This window comes from Candidatus Defluviibacterium haderslevense, assembly GCA_016712225.1.
In the GTDB taxonomy this organism is placed as follows: Bacteria; Bacteroidota; Bacteroidia; order Chitinophagales; family Saprospiraceae; genus Vicinibacter; species Vicinibacter haderslevensis.
Genome location: JADJRL010000003.1, coordinates 1,263,443 through 1,282,288, shown reverse-complemented (window position 1 = coordinate 1,282,288; position 18,846 = coordinate 1,263,443). Strand labels below are relative to the sequence as shown.

The window sequence follows — 18,846 nt, the reverse complement described above, 5'->3', positions numbered from 1 at the left end:
GACTATGAAAATTTTGATTTTATCAAGGAATGCTTCATTGTATAGTACTCAAAGTCTCATGAATGCAGCAATTAAAAGAAATCATGAAGTACAGATATATGATCATCTGATGTGCAATATCATCGTCGAAAAATCTAAACCCCAACTTATGATTGGTCAAGATTTCATCGGACACTTTGATGCCGTTATTCCAAGAATTGGGGCATCCGCAACTACCTATGGAGCTTCGATTGTAAGGCAATTAGAACATATGGGAATATTTACAACTGTAACAGCAGACGCATTGTTAAAGGCGCGAGATAAATTGCATTGCATGCAAATACTAAGTAATAAAGGTCTTGATGTACCTAAAACAGGAATTTCGGCAGGTGATTATTGTATTCCAATGGTTTATGATCAAATTTCAAGAGACAAAGCAGTAGTTAAATTAATTTCTAGTACGCAAGGACTTGGGGTTATTTTAGCTCAATCTAAAAATCAGGGAATTTCTATTGTAGAGGGATTTCATAGAGTAAGAGAAGATGTATTAATCCAAGAATTCATCCAGGATGCCAAAGGTTCTGATGTTAGAGTTTTTATAGTGGATGGAAAAATTGTTGGTGCAATGGTTAGACAAGCCGTTCCAGGTGAATTTAGATCTAATATACATCGCGGAGCAAGTTCAACCATCGCCATATTAAGCCCTGAAGAAGAAGATTTGGCACTCCAAGCCACATCAATTCTTGGTCTATCTATAGCTGGTGTAGATATCTTAAGATCTAGTCGTGGTCCTTTGATTCTTGAAGTAAATGCTTCACCTGGTTTAGAAGGCATTGAAGGCACTACAAAAGTCAATATTGCTGAAAAAATAATTCAATTTATAGAAAGGGAAGTTAAGGAAGAAAAACATGGATAATATTACTATACAAGGTCAAGACTTTCCACCAGGCAGTTCTGGAATGGTTAGAATTAATGCCGGGAGATTACCATCAGGTAATAGAATTTCTATATTTACTTACATATTCAGAAGCAAGAACCCTGGACCAACGGCATTAATATTGGGTGGAATGCACGGGGATGAAATTAATGGCGTAGAAATCGTTAGTAGAACGATTTCAGATAACTTTTTTGGCAATTTATCTTCAGGGTCTGTTATTGTTATTCCGCTTTTAAATATTTTCGGGTTTATTAATTATTCTAGAGACGTGCCAGACGGAAAGGATGTAAATCGAAGTTTCCCAGGTAACATGAATGGGTCCTTGGCTTCTCGGGTTGCCAGAATGATTACCAAAAAAATATTGCCACTGATTGATTTTGGAATAGATTTCCACACAGGTGCAAAAGATCATTGGAACTATCCACAAATAAGATATTCACCAAAATTTTTGCCCTCAAAAGAATTGGCTCTTAAATGCAAATATGATTTATTGGTTGAAAAATCTGTACTTTCTAAATCGTTTAGAAAAATAGCTAAAGACTATAAAAAGCCTATTATCATTTTTGAAGGTGGCGAAGCGTTGAGGTTGGATCCATTTGTTATCGACAAAGGCTTAAAAATTATTAAAAATTTATTGTCTTCGTATTCTATGATTTCAAATGTACCCATTCAAGCACAGAAATGTAAAATTTATCAAAAAACTGTTTGGCAACGAGCTCCGGATAGTGGCATTTGTTCTTATCATCGGATGTCTGGAGAATATGTTAAAAAAGGAGAATTATTAGCTTTAATTCATGATCCATTTGCACAACGGGAAATTAAAATGTTAGCAACCAGAGATGCTTTTATATTAGGACATAACAATGCTTCAGTTGTAAATAGTGGTGATGGTATGTTTCACTTAGCCTATGAGGAAGAAATTATTCAATATGCGTAATTGGTATTTTATATTAATTATTATTTTACATTTGAATTTGTGTTTTAGTCAATCTAATTCCAAATATCAAAAAGCAATTTCGACTTTTGTTAATGATCCAGAATTGGCTAATGCATCCATTAGTATTAGTGTGATCAATACCAAAAATAAAGAATTAGTGGTTGGTTACCAGGAAAATAAATCGCTCTGTCCAGCTTCTTCATTAAAAATTTTAACCTGTGCGGCTGCTCTTGAAGTTTTGGGGCCTAATTTTACAATCTCTACGCCGTTTGTTTTAGAAGGAAAAAAAATCAATGACACCAGTTTCTTTGGGGATCTTAATATTATTGGGAAGGGAGATCCAACTTTTGCATCACAACAAATGGATGGAGCATCAAATATTGAAAAAATCATTGATTCAGTTTATTATTTTTTAAAATTAAGAAATATTAAATTAATTTCCGGACGCATACATGTAAATTCAGATTATATACAAGATATTCCGGAAAATCCAGAATGGTTATGGTATGATCTTGGTAATTATTATGGGGCTGGTTGTTTTGGATTGAATTTGATGGAAAATACAGCATGGATAACTCTACTGGGTTCTTATCAAAATGGTGCCTTGTGTAACATCATTAAAGTCTATCCCCCTTGTTTAGAATCTACTTTTTGTTCTGAAGTGACTACTTCTTTGAATGATGATGGAGAGGAGGTGTTTATATTAGGTAGTTCAAAAGATCCAAATCATAATGTTATTGGTTCCATATTATGTTGTGGGAACGATACCTTGAACTTAAAAACATCTATATCGAACCCTCCAGCCACATTTGAAATTTTGTTAAAGGAAGGATTAGAAAAAAGAGGTATTCAATTTCAATTGCTTAAACATTTAGACGCAGATCATATCGAAGTATTATGGGAACATAAATCTCCTGAATTAATTTATATTATTGAACGTGCATTAAAAAGAAGCGTTAATCTATATGTAGAAAGCCTTGTACATATTTTAGGAGATAAATGGTATGGTACTACAAACAGAAAGCAAGCACTATTAGGAATTGTAAATTTTTGGAAGAATAGGGGTATTATTGATCGTGGAATAGTTTTAAAAGATGGAAGTGGCTTATCACCAAAAAATGCCATTTCAAGTTATCAATTGGCATCTACTTTATTAAATATCAATGAAAATAAACAATTTCAGGATTTTTGTAAATTATTACCTGATGCATCCACTGAAGGAGCTTTATCCAAGTATTTTGATACTAAAAAAGATAATAATAAATTCAGATTAAAAAGCGGTAGTATGGAATATATTAGAAGTTGGTCCGGGTACATCATGGATGATAATGTACCTCAGTATGCTTTTAGCGCAATAATAAATCATTATTCCTGTTCATCGGAATATCTTCGTAAAAAAATGGCAAGTTTATTAAATAATTTGTCTAAAATTTAGAGTTAATTTGAACCAGCGATACCAATATGTATAAATTATTTTTGTATCTAATATTATTATTTGGATTCTTTTTTGAATCATGCAAAGAAATGACTCAAACTAAACTGAAGTCTCTAGCTAACACTACCGACACATTACAAACCAATTCATCATACCAAAATATAATATTGGATGATTCTAGTTTTCAGGATCGAACTATTTGGCAAAAACCATATCAAATTATTGATTTACTGGGACCATTATCAGGAAAAGTTGTTGCTGATATTGGGGCAGGAAGTGGTTATTTTTCATTTCGATTTGTTAATCAAGCTTCCAAAGTAATAGCCATTGATATTGATAAGGAACTCATTGATTTAATGAATGTTGAAAAAGCATATTATAAGAAGGAAATTCAGGATAAGTTTGAAGCTAGATTAGCTACTCCATCTGATCCTTCAATTAATGTGAATGAAGTAGATATTGTGTTTTTATCAAACACTTATATGTATATTAATAATCGTGTTAAATATTTATCACAACTAAAAGACAAATTTAAATCTGGTGGTAGAATCATGATTGTTGATTTTAAAAAGAAACTAACTCCAATAGGACCGTCTCAGAAATTACGATTAGCCCAATCTGAAGTTGAACAGGAGTTAATTGATTCGGGTTATACCATTACACTTTCCGATGATTCTAAATTAGAATACCAATACATTATCATTGCAGAATTGAAGTAAGTATTAATTTAGAAGTCTTTATTGTTTATATTATCTAATTCATTTTTCTTTATTCTAAAATTTCGATGATCAATTTCTACTAAATTATATCCTAATGTATCGTATTTTTGCTGTAAATAAGTCAATTTAAATATCTTTTATGAATTGTAGAATAGTCATGTCTTTTGTAACCCTAGTCTTCTTTGGAATATTTCAAGTTGGTCAAACCCAAATACTAAGTCCACTTGAAACAATAATCCAGGAAGCAAAAACGAAAGGACAAAAGTTCGTAATAGTTAATCCATTTATACCTATTATTTCTGAGGATTTCGCAAATTTTTCCAATATTGCCAATGCCAAATTATTTGATGTAGATAAACCAACTTTATCAGCAATAAGTAATTCAAAACCAAAGTATGTCGAATTAAACTTAGCATTGAATTCTGGTGAACAATTAGATATTTTATTGGAATCTCAACAACTATTTGATGCTTCAAGCAGATTGTTAACTACTGATGAAAAATCTGGCGACCCATTGACAGGAGGAGCATATTATCGAGGAATTATAAATGGAGTTAGTGGTTCGTTTGCGGCAATAAGTTTTTTTGATGATCAAGTTATTGGCGTGTTATCATCTCCTTTACATGGAAATATCATTCTTGGTAAAACGACAAATATGAATATGGAGTCAGGATCCATTCATGCGTTGTATTTGGAAAATGAATTACCAATTCGATCTCCTTTCAAATGCGGTGTTTTAGAAAACGCAGAAACTTTTTTAAATTTAAATCAACCATCCCAATCAGCCGCAACTATTAGTCCAAATAAATGCAGAACTGTTAAAGTGTTTTTAGAATGTGATTACAGAATGTATTTGGATAAAAATGGACAGGTAAATCAGGTAACTGCTTATATTACCGGATTGTTTAACGTTGTAAAAGCTCTATATTTTAATGAATCCATTAATTTAGAAATATCTGATATTAAAGTTTGGACCACACAGGACCCTTTTTTACATACCAATCTTTCAGATATTTTGTATAATTATGCTGGATATCGCAATTCTAATTTTAATGGCAACCTTGCGCAATTAGTTACTACTCAGGCACCACAACAACAAGGGGGAATTGCTTTTGTAAATGGACTTTGTAATCCTTGGAATGGGAATATTGGGCCTTTATCTTTTGCATTCATTTATAACAATTATAGCCAGTTACCTACTTATTCCTGGAGTGTCGAAGTGATGACACATGAAATGGGACATAATTTTGGAAGTTGGCACACACATTCTTGCGTCTGGGGACCATTCAAAAATATGCAATTGGATAATTGTCAAACACCTGATATAGGTTCTTGCAATCCTGGTCCCACTCCTGTTGGAGGGGGTACAATAATGAGTTATTGTCATCTAACCGGAATAGGAATCAATTTTTCAAAAGGATTTGGACAAGAACCCGGAGATTTGCTAAGAAATGCAGTTAATACTAAACCATGTTTGGTTTCAAGCTTTGTGGCTTCTCAAAAAATTTCTGTTGGAGGACCTTATTATTTAGGGGATACTATAAAACTTATTGCAAAACCTTATAAATCTACTTATACGTATGATTGGTTTCATTATGATTACAGAATTCCCGGAAAAAATGACACTTTTTTAGATATCAAATATTCTGGAATATTTACAGCTGCAATATCAAATAAATGTTCTGAATATGCTGATCCTGATACTATAACATTAAACGACTTTCAAGTCAACTTAGGCTGTCCTGTTATAGCTGGTAAAAAGGATTCCATTGTTTATCAGATTGCATTGAATGTAGATAATTCAGAAAGCTCTGATAGTTTAACATTTCCATCAAATTTATATAATGCCATACCTTCCAATGCAAAAGATATTTTGGTAGAATATCAGACAACTATTGCACCAAAGGGAACATCTTGGCTTAGGAGCGTGAAGAGTTCCATAAGTAGTCCAGCATCAATCGATATCTCATTAGTGGACTTTCAACCCAATAAGGAGGAACCATTTCCTTTAAGAACGCCAACGAGTTATTCAAAAATTTTAGGTAAATTTGATCCTGCAGGAAAATGGTTATTTAATAGTATTGATGATCGAGTTGATTCAGGAATTGATGCAGTGGTAACGCATAAAATAGTCCTTAAATGGAGACTCCCTGATAGTGTAATTGTTTGTGATATTCCATTGTGTGAAGGAAGTGCCAAAACGTTTGATGCAGGTATTTCTAATGCAAAATACGTTTGGTCAAATGGTCTTAAAACCAAATCAATTTCTGTTAATAAACCCGGACCGTTAACACTAACTGTTACTAAAGGTAATCAGACTTCAAGTCACAGTATTCAATTGGTAAATAAAAAAGTTAACTTCCAGCAAAATTATAAATTGTGCCAGGGAGATACAGTGATTGTAGGTAAAGACAAATATTTTACAGCTGGAATTTTTGAAAACAAATTGATCGCGTCTGATGGGTGTGATAGTATTATCAATATTTCTATTGAAGTAAAACCGACCATTACAACTACAAGTCAATTGCACATTTGCTATGGAGATACAGTTAATAGTATTCCCATTTATCAAGATACCACACTCAAACTAGTATACCATAATATTATTGCTGGTTGTGACAGTATAGCGTTATTATCTGTTAAAGTAAATCCAAAAATTATCTTAGAATTATCTGCTAACCCAGCGTGTTCTAATGTTGGTGGAAAAATTGAATCTAATAGTTCTGGAGGTACAGGACAGAAATTTTTATATCAATGGTCAAATGGTGACACTAGCGCAATCATTGATCATGTTAATAGTGGAATCTATACTTTAACCATAATGGATTCTTTAGCATGTACTGTTACAAAATCAATCAACTTAAATAATTTTGATTCTATTGCTATCCAAGCTCAAGTTTCGCATGTTAAATGTTTTGGAGATAAAAATGGTAGAATTGAGATCGATATTACATCTGGCTCTGCTCCATTTTTAACAAATTGGAATACCGGTATTCCTACTAAGGATCTGTATAATTTAGATCCTGGGAAGTATAATATTTTTATTAGTGATGCAAATGGCTGTTTATTCCAAAAAGAATTCGAAATTACTTCACCTGATGTATTATTTGGAACAATAGATTCTAAATCCAGTAGTGGTACAAACGGTTCTGCTAAGGTAAATGTGTTTGGTGGAATTCCTCCATATAGATTTAAGTGGAATACTAATGATACCATTAATGAAATTAATGGACTTGCTCCTGGGGATTATCAAGTTACCATTACAGATCAGAATGGGTGTACAAATGTTCAAGCGATTACCATTTTAGAAACTGTAGGTGCTAAAGATCCAAAGAAATATCATGCCTTACATATCCAACCGAATCCTGTAATGAAGCAATTAACCATTCAATCTGAAGATTTAAAAATCAGAAAAATCACCATGTATTCATTATCAGGTTTTGAAGTATTTATAGTAAGTAATAATAAAAAGCAAGATTTGATCATGAAGGTGGACATGGATAATCTGAAACCAGGTCAATACATACTAAAAGTAATATTTGAGGACGGAAGCATTTTGCATAAGCAAATATTAAAGTTGTAATCCTATAAGTATTGGATAAAAAAACACTTTTATCCATAGAAAACAAGGATCTTATTATGAATTTATTATAAAGATAAACAATTGTTTTTATCTAATGAATTTATGGCTTTTGTTTATTTAGCTCCACTTATTCGTTGTAGCCCATTTTCTGCTTCCATAGAATAATATATATACCAGGTTTCATTTGTTGGTTTTAACATGGGTAAATCAACATTACATTGTTCTTTAAATGCACCTTCATAAATCATAACATTATGCTCATTGAAGATATAAAATGAAATAACATTTTGGTGATCTGAATGACTTCGATGAATGCTTAGGTTTGTATTTTTTAATGAAAAGTGTATATTACCTTTTTTTAAAGTAAAACTGAATTTTTGTGAAAAGGGTTTGCCGTTTAAATTGACACAGTCGACTTTATAAAAAACAGAACTTTGTATACTCTGATCAAATGGATCTATAATCATATAATGATTATTGGAATCAACAAATGCTTTTACAGAACAGAAATGTACATTATCTGGTGATCGAAATATTTCGACTTCTTTCATTAATTCTGGAAGACTTAAATTAAGTTCTGCATAATCTGTTCCAATTTGAGTGAGTTCAAGTTTAAATTCCATATCACTTGCCTGGACCGTTAAGGTGTTAATCCAAAAAATGTTGGATAAACATACCCATACTAGAACTCCTGAAAATTTATTCATATTATATTATTTAATAATGTATATATATCAAAAATAGTGCCGTTTATACATATTTTTTGTTATTGTACTAAGCTGTGTTTACCTTGTGTCAAATACTTTATAATTATGAAAATACTTATGGTATGTCTTGGAAATATTTGTAGATCACCTATGGCTCAGGGTATCATGGAGGCTTTGATCCGTGAAAAAGGATTAGATTGGGTGGTCGATTCGGCAGGAACCAACGGGTTTCATGATGGAGAAACACCTGATCCTAGGGCTATTCGAGAATCAATGACTAGAGGCATTTCAATCAAAAACCAAATATCCAGAAAAATAAAATTACATGATTTTGAATATTTTGACTTGATCCTAACTATGGATCTTTCTAATAGGAATCATTGTTTAAGTCTCGTCAGTGACCCTAAATTGAAGGACAAAATCCAATTAATTATGGATTATGCTCTTGATACAAATTTTAGTTTCGTGCCAGACCCATACTATGACAATCGTTTCGATTTAGCCTTTGAATTGATAGAAAAAGCATGTCATGGAGTTATTGATAAGTTTAACAAATCATAACATATTACCAAATAGTAACGGTTTGATTTGTTGAGAATTGTAAATGACAATTTGTAAAAGCCTTCTGAACAATTAACTTTTTAAGTCAATATATACTAAAAATATATATTTTATTAATTAATAATCAGTATATTACACATTAGTTAATATTTTATTTATGTTTGAAAAATCAGCTTTCTCGTTATTCATTAAAAAATTAGTATTTTTAGACTTAATTAAGACTATTATGATACAAAAAATGAGCTTTTTACTATGTTTTTTATGTGGTGGATTCATTTCTGCACAAAAAATTACCCCTCAAGTTATTGCCAGCGCCGGTGACGTACAGAAGGCTAATAATATTTCCATAGAATGGACTTTAGGTGAATTGGCAACGGAGACATTGAATGCCAATAATCTTAAAATTACTCAAGGTTTTCATCAAGCAAATCTTACCGTTGTTTCTACTGAAAATCCAACTCTTGAAGGAATCAGCGTTTATCCAAGTCCTGTTAGTTCAATTCTTACAGTTAAAAATGCTTATCTTAAATCACTTCAACTGACCCTAACCAATATTCAGGGTGTTGAGATTTCGAAAAATTCATCTAATCAGAATATAATAGACCTGGACTTAGATCAACTACCTGCTGGACATTATATTCTTATAGCTAAAGACAAAAATGCCCAACAATCTTTTAAAATTGAAAAAATTAATTAATCTGTAAATATCAATCAATGAAACAAATCATTTTTACACTTTTCATACTCGGTAGCTTAGTAAGTAGCCTGATGGCTCAGGTTTCTTTCAAATACCAAGGTGTGGCACGTAATGCACAAAATGCCCCATTAGTCAATCAAAACATTGCGCTTCGATTATCTATTCTAAACGCAGCTAACACTCCGGTATATTCAGAAACCCATGCTACTAAAACTTCAGATTTGGGTATTTTTAATGTCAATGTTTGCGGTGGTGCTAATCCATCAGGGAGCTGTGCAACGATTGATTGGAGTGCAGCAGGTTACCAACTAAAAGTAGAATTAGATCCTACGGGAGGTTCAACTTTTGTAAATATGGGCAATTCACCCATTCTACAAGTTCCTATTGCTTCTTATGCAACAAAAGCTGGTTCAGTTGTTGGCGACAACGATGGTAATCCACAAAATGAAATTCAATCCCTTAGTTTTAATAAAGCGACAAATGAATTATCTATTTCCCAAGGGAATAAAGTTGACTTGACTTTGCCAAAAGATGATGTTGATACCACAAATGAAATTCAAAAAATATCTCTTGATACCACAAACAATGAAGTGATATTAAGCAAAGGTGGCGGAAGCTTTATACTTCCTTCTAGTGGTGCAAGTCTTTGGAAAAAAGTTGGAAATGACTTAGTTTACCAACACACTGCAAATACAGGTATTACTTTTAATCAAGGAAAATTTGCGATAAACTTTAGTCCTACTACTATTAAATCCTATTTATCAAGTACAATTGGCTGGTCTGAAGAATATTCTGCAAAACCAACAAATACCGGTATACCACAAAAAACGGTAACCTATGGAAGCGAGATCATTGAATATCCAGTTACTTTAACCCGACATTTTACGAGATTTAATACGGACACGATGTGGAAGGCCACTACATTTAATTATGTATTCCAACCAGGTTCCTCACCCGGTTATGTGACTCAAACAGATGCATACAGTCAGGCGGCAAATGGCACTACACCAGTTAGAGTTTTATCTGCTAGACAAGAAGGAAGTGGTGGATTAGGTAATTTTCACGCTTATATTGGTAATAGATTAGGTGCTACTGCGGGTGTTATTGGTATTAATATCAGTGGTAATACAGTAATTACTCCTTTTGTTGGGATTTATAATGCATCAAATAATGTTTTCGGATTGTTCTTTAATGCATCAGGACAAGCAACTTTTTCAGCTCAAGTTAAAAACTTTGTTGAAGATCATCCAAGAGATGCTAGCAAACAAATATGGTATGCTTGTGTAGAAGGTCCTGAAGCAGCAGCTTTCAATAGAGGTACTGGCCAATTGGTTAATGGAGAAGGAGAAGTTAAATTTCCGGAACACTTTGAGTTAACCATTAATCCAAATACACTTACTATCCAAATCACACCATTGTCTGCAGAATCTGAAGGAATTGCTGTTATAGAAAAAACAGCAACTGGTTTTAAAGTTAAAGAACTTAGAAAAGGAACTGGTACATACCAATTTGATTGGGAAGCAAAAGGTGTTCGCAAAGGTTACGAAAACTACGAACCCGTTAGAGATCGCATGAAAGTTCAAGATGTTTCCAAAGAAGTTATTGATGTAAATAATCCTTTACCTTACCAAGTCATCAATAAAAAATAATTCATAATTTTAATTTAAGTTAAAAAAAGATGCCTGGCAAAATTGCCGGGCATTTTTTATTTTTTGAAGGAGAACTTAATAATTATTAAATAATAGAAATTTTTTATATTTAATTTTTTTCGGAAAAATAAAATGATGTCACACTAAATAAATTATGTAGCTAACATCTATTGTGATTCAATATATTAAGTATACAAACTGTTTAATATTACAATATTTAAATTGAATTTTGGTCTAATATTTTGTATAATTATAATTCAAGCGTAATGTTTATTCTGCGATTTGTATAACCACATTTCCAGTTTTTTGCCCGGATTCAACATATTTGTAGGCTTCAATTATTTGGTCTAATTGGTATTGTCGATCAATAACGGGTTTGAATTCTCCTTTTTGAGCCAATTCTTTTAAAAATATTACATCTTGTTTAGAAATGCTTGGAATTGGAAATAATAATTTTTTTCTTCCTAAAAATGGTGTTGTCAATGCAAAGAAAATATTTTCACCATTCTTGCCCAATTCTGTTGAAATATAAATTCCATGTTCGGTTAACAAGGGTTTACATTGACCAAATGAACTTTTTCCTACAGCATCAAAAATAAATTCAAATCGTTCTAAAGTTTTTGTGAAATCCTGAGTTTGATAGTCTATAACACAATCAGCTCCTAATGATTTTACCAATGTTATGTTTTTTGTATTTGATATTGCAGTAACCCTCGCACCAAAATGTTTTAATAGTTGAACTGCCGCAGATCCAATAGCACCAGTTGCTCCATAAACTAAAACGTTCTGCCCTGACTTAACTTTTGCTGCTCTAATATCAACTAATGCATAATGTGCTCCTTCAGTTAGGGCAGCTGCTTCATTAAAGGTAAATCCTTCAGGCATACAGGTCACTGCGTCCGTTTCAGCGATAGTTAAATACTCGCTGTGCCCACCACAAGTTTTATCATTAAATCCAAAAACTTGATCACCTTTTTGGAATGTTGTTACTCCTTTCCCAATTTCTTCAATAACACCTGCAAATTCGCACCCCAAAATTTGATATTTCGGTCGAAAGATACCGGTCCAAAATCGTGAAATAAAATATTCGGCACTTCGAAAACCACAATCAGTTCGGTTTACTGTTGATGCATAAACCTTTACCAATATTTCATTTTCTTTTGGTAATGGTTTAGCAACTTCCATTAATTGAGCTACTTCTGGTGGTCCATATTTGGTATATATTATTGCCTTCATGTTTTGAATATTTTTTTAATTTAGTTCAAGTATGTAATACTTAATTGATTAATACTTTATGTCACCCAGCTTATGATTGCCAAAACTAAATAATAAAGTTGTCTTCAACCTAAAAAATATAAAATAAAGATTTATCTAATTATGCTTTATAACATTTTTTATCATGCTAAGGAATATCTTTCTGGAAATAATTTCTAATGAAATGTAGAATGTTGCCATATTTTATGTTACAATTGTTTTTTGTATAATGCTCAATCCAAAATGATCCTAATTCAGATTTTTAAAAGAAATACAAACCATCAGAAGTTATTTTTAATTCGAGGGGGTGTATTATAATTCAAAATTTCATATTATTGATTTTGTTATATAATCTTTATGACTTTGTCTGGTATTTTATGCAAAACAAAAACAAATTGAATATAGAATAACCCTTTTATAAATGTGATCAATCTACTTATTTTAATAGACTTAACAGCACTTAAAACTATAGTAGGGTACTTAGAATACATAAGTGAATGATATATAATATATCTAAAATTATTGCAAACCAAGACTTAGAAAAATTATTGGTTAAGATTTGCATGTTTTGTTAGTTGAATAGAAGGAAATATTTCAACAAGGAATCTCGAGGAAATGTAGATTCAATGTAAAAGGGCAAATTCAATTCAGTTAAATATAACAAAGATGAATTATTTAACTAACAATAAAATATCTTGTAATTATCAGTTAAAAGAAATCCCCTGGTCTTAAAATGTTTCACATTAGAATGAAAATTGACCAGGGGATAAGGAGCAAAAACATAATATTCAACCAACTTAATTAGATCAATAAAGTTTTAAGGTTTCATTGAATCAAGTTTCTAATTCATATTGAATCTGAACCATTGAATCAATTGAGTTATTGATCTTAAACTTGTTTATTTCATATCAGTCTGTCCCATTTTGTCAAAACTACGAATAGAGAAATCAATATAATTATTATTATCATTAGATTGTTGTCATTGTAAATCATTGAGTTGAAATGTCAAAATTTGTTTCATGTAGCGGGCAGTGCAGTATTCTCGGCTGTTATTGGGTTTATTACCTAACGTAATGAAGAACCAGCACCGCCCGCATCACATGATCCCATAAGCCTTGGGATATTTGAAAATAACGAAGCATTAAATATCTAATATTAAAAAACCAAACTCAAAGAAGTAGTCGGACGTATCAAATTCTATTTTCTAAATGTATAAAAATTAATTAGAATAATATGATACTTTTGTTCAGAAGGACAATGCAATGTTACAGCGGTTTTTATTTATGTGCAATTATTTTTAAATATTTCGTTAAAAATTCAGGGTTTACCCATACAAAATTGACCTTTTTCTAGGTGTTTACCCTGAGTTTTTGAAAGTGGACTTTTTATGTATTTTATGCTTAATTTGGCTAAATGAAACTTATCCAACAACAAAAAATCTCAGATCATTTAGAATTTATGATCTATGAGATCAACCAAGGTATTGATTATTTTATGGATTTAGATATATGGTCGTTCAGCGAACTTGAATATATCAAGAAATTGTACCCTAAAAGACAATTGGAATATTTGGCATCTCGATTTATGCTTAAACAACGATTTATTATCAATGATGAATGGCCTTTGGTTAAAAACGAGTTTGGAAAATTATCTTTAACGAATCATCCTATTGAATTTTCATTATCACATTCTGATCGATACACTGGATATGCCTTTGGTAATCATGAAGTTGGATTCGATCTTCAAGTTTATCAAAATAAAGTACTTCGGATCCTACAAAAATTTCTAAACGAGGCAGAATTAGAGATTTTAAATCAAATTCAGGATTCAGAGAATTTTCTTAAAAGTGCTACTTTACTTTGGTCAGCAAAGGAAGCCATTTATAAGTCGTTTGGGAAGAAAGGTTTGGCTTTTAAGCATCAAATTCTTCTAAATTGCTACTATGAAAATAAATCCATTACTATTTCATCAGCTCGGTTAATTTTGCCAGACGAATCATTAAAATATAAACTCTTTTATGGACTTGAAGCATCGTTTGGTTGGGCTATCGCCACTTTGGATGAGCTTGATAGCTCTGATCATGATTGGGTTGCTGTCATGTAGACCGAAAGCAGATACCCAACATGGACCTGAAACTGAATTTAAAGAAGGTCAAAATGAATTTGACCTTTTACCTGAAAGTTTTAAGCATTTTTATTCTGAATTTCATAAAGATAGCCTTTTCCAGATTGCTCATGTAACATTTCCGCTAGAAGGGTTACCCGATCTAACTGATCCTGAGTATATTGGAGATGAAAAGTTTTTTTGGTCTGCAGATCAATGGCGATTCCATAATGCCATGAATAGCGATAACCCAAAATTTAAAGTAAGTTATACCAACATGGGAAATGTACTTATAATTGAAACGGTAATTGATATAAAGTATGATTTGACCATGATCCGAAGATTTGCCTTCTCAAATGGACAATGGGCCTTAATTTATTACGCAGGTTTGAATAAATATAGTGTAAAAGAAAAATGACCAGAGTATGAATAATCCCATGTAATTTTATGATTATATTGACCGTTTATTATTAAAAAAATCAGTTTATGTCTATACGTCGTCCGTTTAATATTTATAAGTGGGTTGAAGAGCACAGAGATGAATTAAAACCCCCAGTTGGAAATCGAAATTTATATATCGATTCAGATGATTACATAGTAATGATCGTAGCAGGACCAAATGCTAGAAAGGATTACCATTTCAATGAAACTGAAGAATGGTATTTTCAATTAGAAGGGGATGTGAATGTAAGAATTCAGGAAGATGGAAAAGCAGTAGATATTCCAATCAAAGAAGGTGAAATGTTTCTTTTGCCGGCTCGGACACCCCATTCACCAATGCGGCCTGCTGGTACTATTGGATTGGTCATCGAATGCAAACGAAAACAAGGTGAGCAAGATGGATTATTATGGTACTGCGACTCGTGTAATACTAAGTTGCATGAAAACTATTTTCCATTAACCAATATTGAAAAAGATTTCTTTCCAAGATTTAAGGAATATTATGGATCAGAGACTTTAAGAACATGTAAAAATTGTGGTAAAGTCATGGAGACTGATGTTAGGTTTGTCGATTAGTTTCTCCTAAATGAATCAAGGAAAGAAAGTTTATTTTGCTTCTGACTTCCACCTAGGTGTGTCTGGAAAGTTATCTTCAAAAACACGGGAATCCCTTCTTGTACAATGGATGGATGAAATATCCCTAGATGCAAGTCATTTGTTCTTAGTAGGAGATGTATTTGATTTTTGGTTTGACTACAAATATGTTGTTCCTAAGGGACATATACGATTATTAGGAAAGATAGCAGAATTAAAAGACAAAGGAATAGATGTTAGGTTTTTTACTGGAAATCATGATATGTGGATGAAGTCTTATTTTAAAGATGAATTAGATATTCCAATATATCATGAACCCATTATCGAGGAACTATTTGGACAAATATTTTTTATTGGGCATGGAGATGGCTTAGGGCCAGGGGACCATGGATACAAAACATTAAAATATGTTTTTAGAAATCCACTAGCACAATTTTTATTTAAATGGTTACACCCAGATATTGGAATGGCCTTAGCACATTTTTTTTCAAATAAAAGCAGGTATTCACAAAATTTAGTGCAACAATATTTAGGAGATAAAGAAGAATGGCTGATTCAATTTGTTGAAGAAGAGTATACCCATACAAAACCAGATTTTTTTATTTTTGGGCACAGACATTTACCTATAGATTATACATTGAAGAATGGAAAATCTAGATATATTAATTTAGGTGATTGGCTGAGTTTTCAGTCTTTTGCGGTTTTTGATGGGCAAAAATTAGAATTAAAGTTTTATAAGAATGAGAATGCCAACATATTTTCTTAATATGAACAATAATAGTTTACTAATATATTTACGTATTGGTATTAATTTTATCTTTTCATGTATTTTCATAAATTATGTTTCAGCTCAGGATTTCAACATTAAGATCTTGGACTCTTTTAAAATAAAAAGTGACCAAATTTATCTGGATCATCTCAATCAGCTTTATGTCATTCAATCTCAAGATCATCTCATTCTTAAATTTGATGATCAATTTCAAATAAAAAAGGAAAGCTCAAGCTCATTTTATGCTGAACCCCTATTTATGAGTGTCGTTGATCCTATGAAAATTATTTTGTTTATTCCTTCTTTTTCCAACGTCCAAATATTGAATTCAGATCTAACCCTACTATCTGATGAATATTATCAGGAGTTTAATTCAGAAAGCGCTATTATACATTATTCCAATCAATCTTTGTGTTATTTTGCAAATGGAAAAATAACGCTTAAAAATACGATAGATAATCGATTATTAGAAAGTGAAAATATCTATTACAATCGATCCAAAGAATTAAAACTAACAGAAATTAAAAGTAATGGAAAAGATATCTATTTATTGATTCCTGGCGTAGGCTTATGGCATTTTAATGAGTTCTTAAAGTTGGAACATTTTATAAACGATCCAATTATTGAACACATAGATTTATATGAGAATAAATTGTTTATATCAAAACAAGAACAAATCGAAATCTTAAATTTAAATTTGAAATCACCATTACAAAAAATAAAATTCTCTTTTCCTATTTTATCATTTTCAGTAAATAAAAATTATTTACTACTTGCCGATAAAAATAAAATTTTTCGTTATAAAATTTTCTAAAATACCTATTTGAATTAATGTATTTCAATAGAAACAACACCAATATAACTAGGTGATATTAGTTTTTTATAATATTTTTTACAACGGAATTTGTTTTAGATTGAATAAAAAGCGAATAGGAGCCAGTTTGTAATAGTTCAAGATTTATTTTAGTATTCGTCTTTGTATGTACTGTAGATATCAATTGACCACCAACGCTATAAATGGAACATTCAATAGGATAATCCTTTTCATCTGATATGGTGATGAATTGATTTGTTGGGTTGGGAAATATTTGTAAGTTGAATTTTTCTACTTCATTATTGCTTACTACGTTTCGAAAAAATGCTTTTTTTACACCAGTAATAGCATTGTCCTTTGTCGCATTTCCTGTATTATCTCCACATAGACTCGCAAAATAAAATGCAACACTGTCACCTGTTATACTTGCCGGAGCTTGCCAAGTAAATTGCCATGAAATCTCGCCATTGACTAATAGTTTGGAAATGGATTGTCTGATATATTGCCTTCCAAAAGTTTTACCTGTGGCGACACTTGTACCTGAACCTGTTGTTAGTATTCCACATTTTTTATTTAACGGGTCCAAGCTTGTTAATTCAAAACCTGCAACAACAGCATTGCTTTTGTGCAATAAAGTAATGGTATATTTTTTATTAGCTTCAACAGTATCAGGAATTCCTGAAATTGAAACAACACCTTTAAAATTTCCTCCAGAATGACAACCAGATTTCTGACAAGTCAATTCGCCTGGCGCCCCGGTTACTTCAGTTTCAGGATTTCTAGGTTCTGAAACCGAAAAAATATTTACCATACATATAAAAAGAACCGAAATTCCTAAATAAATAAATTTCATATATTAAATTTTGCGGGACAAATGTAAGTTTTTTTTTAATTATTGATTGCCATTTAAAATGTTAATTTTCAATTGATTTTGGTAATGATTGAGATTTGCATCTATTTTTTAGACAACAGTGCGGTTTTTTATTAAATATACCAACTTTAATTCCACATGTGATAGAAAGTCCATCAAGATCTGATTTTGACAACAATCCAGACGCATTAATGGAATCAAAGTGTAATCCTGTACGATAATTTGCACCTAAAAATAGTTTAGAACATTTGGTCACATTTGCTTCTGCATTTATACCAAATTGTATAAATTTAATTTCACTTTGAGTTGATGATGCTTTATGTCTATTGAATTCATCATCTTTAAATGAGTGGTGTCTATAATTTTGATTTTGTTTGAATGAATCTAAATTTATTGTTGCCATCCCAAGATCAATTGGAATGCTAAAATGAATTTTAGAAGCTGGAAATACCGTATACTCCAATTTGATCGTTTTTAAATATGATGAGAGATAAAGTGGATTCACAGCAATCGGAGAAAAATCTGGATCAACATTCTTAAACATACTTCCACCAATAGCAAATCGATTATTAAACAATATCATCAATGATATTCCCGCAAAACTTGTATTTGTATTTTGAATTTCTCCATATTGGAAATCTGGAGCTGCATAAATGCCAATGGAATGCAAGCGCGAATTATCGAATAGTGTTTTAATAGTATCTTGACCAAAACTTGAACTTTGGAAAAGAAATACCAAAAAGGAAATTATTAAAAATAGTCTAATTTTCATAAAATGAATTTAATTAATTGGTAA

At 31.5% G+C, this 18,846-nt stretch carries 17 protein-coding genes; 13 read left to right on the top strand and 4 right to left on the bottom strand.

Annotated features, from left to right (window positions below; all coding sequences use genetic code 11):
* Window positions 1-4 precede the first annotated feature (4 nt).
* From IPK88_05230 to IPK88_05210, 5 genes are all read left to right on the top strand, one after another.
* Window positions 5-895: a RimK family alpha-L-glutamate ligase gene (locus tag IPK88_05230; GenBank protein ID MBK8242808.1), complete on the top strand. Its 891-nt coding sequence runs from the start codon at window positions 5-7 to the stop codon at window positions 893-895.
* The gene (locus IPK88_05225; protein MBK8242807.1) at window positions 888-1,853 is read left to right on the top strand and encodes a succinylglutamate desuccinylase/aspartoacylase family protein; all 966 of its coding nucleotides are present in this window, start codon (window positions 888-890) and stop codon (window positions 1,851-1,853) included. The genes IPK88_05230 and IPK88_05225 overlap by 8 nt, the downstream gene beginning before the upstream one ends.
* On the top strand, window positions 1,846-3,288 hold the full coding sequence (gene dacB, locus IPK88_05220; protein ID MBK8242806.1) for a D-alanyl-D-alanine carboxypeptidase/D-alanyl-D-alanine-endopeptidase: 1,443 nt from the start codon (window positions 1,846-1,848) through the stop codon (window positions 3,286-3,288). Before IPK88_05225 ends, dacB begins: the two co-directional genes overlap by 8 nt.
* 26 nt (window positions 3,289-3,314) lie before the next feature.
* The gene (locus IPK88_05215; GenBank protein MBK8242805.1) at window positions 3,315-4,007 is read left to right on the top strand and encodes a methyltransferase domain-containing protein; all 693 of its coding nucleotides are present in this window, start codon (window positions 3,315-3,317) and stop codon (window positions 4,005-4,007) included.
* Between the two features lie 139 nt (window positions 4,008-4,146).
* A complete protein-coding gene (locus IPK88_05210) occupies window positions 4,147-7,590 on the top strand; it encodes a T9SS type A sorting domain-containing protein (protein MBK8242804.1) in 3,444 nt (1,147 codons plus the stop codon).
* Between the two features lie 113 nt (window positions 7,591-7,703).
* Here the strand turns inward: IPK88_05210 and IPK88_05205 are convergent, their stop codons facing one another.
* Window positions 7,704-8,297, bottom strand: a complete 594-nt coding sequence (locus IPK88_05205) for a hypothetical protein (protein ID MBK8242803.1) — start codon at window positions 8,295-8,297, stop codon at window positions 7,704-7,706.
* Between the two features lie 105 nt (window positions 8,298-8,402).
* Between IPK88_05205 and IPK88_05200 the strand changes: the two genes are divergently transcribed.
* The 3 genes from IPK88_05200 to IPK88_05190 all read left to right on the top strand — a co-directional run bounded on the left by IPK88_05200 (window position 8,403) and on the right by IPK88_05190 (window position 11,204).
* A complete protein-coding gene (locus tag IPK88_05200) occupies window positions 8,403-8,858 on the top strand; it encodes a low molecular weight phosphotyrosine protein phosphatase (GenBank protein MBK8242802.1) in 456 nt (151 codons plus the stop codon).
* A 238-nt stretch (window positions 8,859-9,096) separates the two neighbouring features.
* The gene (locus tag IPK88_05195; GenBank protein ID MBK8242801.1) at window positions 9,097-9,555 is read left to right on the top strand and encodes a T9SS type A sorting domain-containing protein; all 459 of its coding nucleotides are present in this window, start codon (window positions 9,097-9,099) and stop codon (window positions 9,553-9,555) included.
* A gap of 17 nt (window positions 9,556-9,572) precedes the next feature.
* Window positions 9,573-11,204, top strand: a complete 1,632-nt coding sequence (locus IPK88_05190) for a hypothetical protein (protein MBK8242800.1) — start codon at window positions 9,573-9,575, stop codon at window positions 11,202-11,204.
* A 270-nt stretch (window positions 11,205-11,474) separates the two neighbouring features.
* On the opposite strand, the gene IPK88_05185 is transcribed toward IPK88_05190, so the two are convergent.
* Window positions 11,475-12,440 carry an NAD(P)-dependent alcohol dehydrogenase gene (locus IPK88_05185; protein ID MBK8242799.1) on the bottom strand — a complete coding sequence of 322 codons (966 nt, stop codon included), beginning with the start codon at window positions 12,438-12,440 and terminating at the stop codon, window positions 11,475-11,477.
* Window positions 12,441-13,871: 1,431 nt separating this feature from the next.
* On the opposite strand from IPK88_05185, the gene IPK88_05180 reads away from it, so the two are divergent.
* From IPK88_05180 to IPK88_05160, 5 genes are all read left to right on the top strand, one after another.
* A complete protein-coding gene (locus tag IPK88_05180; protein MBK8242798.1) occupies window positions 13,872-14,561 on the top strand; it encodes a 4'-phosphopantetheinyl transferase superfamily protein in 690 nt (229 codons plus the stop codon).
* The gene (locus IPK88_05175) at window positions 14,539-14,979 is read left to right on the top strand and encodes a hypothetical protein (protein MBK8242797.1); all 441 of its coding nucleotides are present in this window, start codon (window positions 14,539-14,541) and stop codon (window positions 14,977-14,979) included. The genes IPK88_05180 and IPK88_05175 overlap by 23 nt, the downstream gene beginning before the upstream one ends.
* 68 nt (window positions 14,980-15,047) lie before the next feature.
* The gene (locus IPK88_05170; GenBank protein MBK8242796.1) at window positions 15,048-15,578 is read left to right on the top strand and encodes a 3-hydroxyanthranilate 3,4-dioxygenase; all 531 of its coding nucleotides are present in this window, start codon (window positions 15,048-15,050) and stop codon (window positions 15,576-15,578) included.
* Between the two features lie 10 nt (window positions 15,579-15,588).
* The gene (locus tag IPK88_05165) at window positions 15,589-16,362 is read left to right on the top strand and encodes a UDP-2,3-diacylglucosamine diphosphatase (protein ID MBK8242795.1); all 774 of its coding nucleotides are present in this window, start codon (window positions 15,589-15,591) and stop codon (window positions 16,360-16,362) included.
* Between the two features lies 1 nt (window position 16,363).
* Window positions 16,364-17,179 (top strand): hypothetical protein, encoded by an 816-nt coding sequence (locus tag IPK88_05160; protein ID MBK8242794.1) that lies wholly within the window; start codon window positions 16,364-16,366, stop codon window positions 17,177-17,179.
* Between the two features lie 58 nt (window positions 17,180-17,237).
* On the opposite strand, the gene IPK88_05155 is transcribed toward IPK88_05160, so the two are convergent.
* Window positions 17,238-18,032, bottom strand: a complete 795-nt coding sequence (locus IPK88_05155; protein MBK8242793.1) for a T9SS type A sorting domain-containing protein — start codon at window positions 18,030-18,032, stop codon at window positions 17,238-17,240.
* A gap of 61 nt (window positions 18,033-18,093) precedes the next feature.
* Window positions 18,094-18,822, bottom strand: a complete 729-nt coding sequence (locus IPK88_05150) for a hypothetical protein (protein ID MBK8242792.1) — start codon at window positions 18,820-18,822, stop codon at window positions 18,094-18,096.
* Between the last annotated feature and the right edge of the window lie 24 nt (window positions 18,823-18,846).